Annotated in this window: 2 protein-coding genes; one reads left to right on the top strand and one right to left on the bottom strand. The window is 69.0% G+C overall.

Annotated features, from left to right (window positions below; genetic code table 11):
* Positions 1-146 precede the first annotated feature (146 nt).
* On the bottom strand, positions 147-1598 hold the full coding sequence (locus tag ACFV15_RS48060) for a PLP-dependent aminotransferase family protein (protein ID WP_378360214.1): 1452 nt from the start codon (positions 1596-1598) through the stop codon (positions 147-149).
* 62 nt (positions 1599-1660) lie between these two features.
* Here ACFV15_RS48060 and ACFV15_RS48055 point away from each other — a divergent pair, with 62 nt between their 5' ends.
* Positions 1661-2281, top strand: coding sequence for a YitT family protein (locus tag ACFV15_RS48055; RefSeq protein WP_378360213.1), 621 nt, complete (start codon positions 1661-1663; stop codon positions 2279-2281).
* Positions 2282-2382: the final 101 nt, after the last annotated feature.

Below are 2382 nucleotides of genomic sequence, written 5' to 3'. Positions count from 1 at the left end.
GCGACGCCGGACACCCCACCACGCCCACCCCGCCACCAACAAGATCAACAACCACGCCAAGATCACCACAAAGATCAACGGTGGATCCAGGCTCAACGTTGCGAAAGTGGCGTTCACGTGGACCGGCCATGCCGGTCGCGACCGACTTAGGTAATCGGCAAGTTCAGGTCTGATTTCGCTGAGCCGCCAACGGAAACGGCTGCCGCGCTCAAGCGGCGCACTGCCTCGAAAAGGACGTCGGCCGGTTGGGCGAAAGGCAGGCGTAGCCAGCGTTCGAGTCCACCGTGGACGCCGAAACGGGACGCCGGCGCGATTTGGACGCCGTGGTTGATCGCGGCGACCGCGAGGCGGGTGCTCACCGGCTCCGGCAGGCGGCACCACAAGGAAAGGCCGCCAGGCGGTTCGGTGAATGTCCAATCCGGGCAGTACCAGCGGACCGCGCTGATCAAGGCCTCGCGCAGGGCGCGGACGTCTTCGCGGCGTTTGCGGAGTGAGGGTTCGGGGTCGGTGAGGAGCTCCGCGAGGATGAGCTGCTCGAAGATCGGGGAACCGAGGTCGACCGAGTAGCGGGACGCGACCAACCTGCCGAGCAGGTCCTCCGGCGCGCGGATCCAGCCGAGGCGCAGGCCGCCCCAGTGGGACTTCGACGCCGAGCCGATGCTGATGGCCAGGTCGCCTGCGAAGGACGCGAGCGGGGGCGGGCCGTCGAGCGGGTCGCCGTCGAGGTCGAGCTCGACGAGGGTTTCGTCGACCACGACCGGGGTTCGGGTTCTGGTCAGCGCGGCGGCGAGGCGGTGGCGGCCTTCGGCATCGAGGCGGAGGCCGGTCGGGTTTTGGAAGTCGGCGATGACGTAGGCGAAGCGGGGCGCGGCCTGGCGAAGTGCGGCTTCGATGCCCGCGATGTCCCAGCCCTGCGCACCGCCCGCGTCCAGCGCGACGGGCACGGCGATGGCGTGCGCGGAACGGATGGCGTCGAGTGCGTTCGGGTACGTGGGCTGCTCGACGAGTATGCGGTCGCCGGGCCCGGCCAGCATGCGCAGCGCCAGCACGAAACCGTGGTGGGCGCCGTTGGTGATCATGATCTGTGACGGCGACGTCGGCAGGCCGCGGGCGGCGTAGCGCTCGGCGATACGTTCGCGGAGCACGGGCAGGCCGTCGCTGTAGCCGTGCTCGCCGAGGTGGTCGATCAGCGCCACCCTGGCCGCGTCGACGGCGGGCACGATGCCCGCGACCGCGGGCGGGGCGGCGCGGGCGAGGTCGATGAGCGCGCCCGCGTCGGGCAACTCCGGCCTGACGCCGTGCTTGCGGGGCGAGGTGATCCATGAGCCCGCGCCGCGACGGCTGGCGACCAGGCCGTCTTCGCGCAGGCGGTCCAGCGCGGCGCCGATGAGCGTGCGGCTGGAGCCGAGCGCGTCGGCCAGTTCGCGCTCGGCAGGCAGGCGGGTGCCGAGCGGGAGCTGGCCGTCGAGTACCTGCATTTCGATGGCGGCGGCGAGGTCCGCGGCGCCCTGGCGTGAGCCACCTTGCCGCCAGGTGCCGAGCATCACGGCCAATCTTGCGGCCGATATGCGACCACCTGGCGGAATCAACGGGTTCATAAGACCAATTATTACCAATTGGCTATGGTGTGCAAGACCAGTTACCCCTGATAGTGGACAGCGTGGCTCAGTTAGATCTCCGTCCCGTGTCCATCACCGCCTCACCGCTCCGCCGTTCGGCGCAGCTCGTGGGCGGGCTCGCGCTGTACGGCACCAGCATGGCGATGCTCACCCGCGCCGGCCTCGGGCTCGACCCGTGGGACGTGCTGCACGAGGGCCTCACCAAGCTGACCGGCCTGAGCTTCGGCACCATCGCGGGACTGGCGTCGATCGCCGTGTTGCTGCTGTGGATCCCGCTGCGCCAGAAGCCGGGCATCGGCACGATCTCGAACATCGTGATCATCTCGGTGACCGTCGACCTGGTGCGCGCGTTCCTGCCTGACCAGCACGCCTTCGGCTGGCAGGTCCTGCTGCTCGTCGGCGGCATCGTGCTGAACGCCGTCGCGACGGCTGTCTACGTCGGCGCACGGCTGGGCCCAGGGCCTCGTGATGGCTTGATGACCGGGTTGACCGCGCGGACCGGGTGGTCGGTGCGCCTCGTGCGCACGGGCATCGAGGTGATCGTGCTCGCTTCGGGGTGGCTGTTGGGCGGAACCGTCGGCGTGGGAACGGTTTTGTACGCGCTCAGCATCGGGCCGCTGACTCAGGCGTTGCTGCCTTACGTGGCGTACAAGGACTCGTGAGTGTTCCCGACGGGTAACTAGTCAGGTCTCTGTCACGTGGTGATCGTGGTGCTGCGATGATCACCACGTGACCGGGGATGTGCGTCCGTCGTATGACGAGC

The organism is Amycolatopsis sp. NPDC059657, assembly GCF_042734395.1.
Classification (GTDB): Bacteria; Actinomycetota; Actinomycetes; order Mycobacteriales; family Pseudonocardiaceae; genus Amycolatopsis.
The sequence above is the reverse complement of the archived record's forward strand: the minus strand, read 5'-3'. Positions and strand labels throughout refer to the sequence as shown.

Bases quoted from the DNA above. Each gene is read 5' to 3' on its own strand.
- ACFV15_RS48060 (WP_378360214.1), bottom strand. From the start codon at position 1,598: ATGAACCCGTTGATTCCGCCAGGTGGTCGCATATCGGCCGCAAGATTG.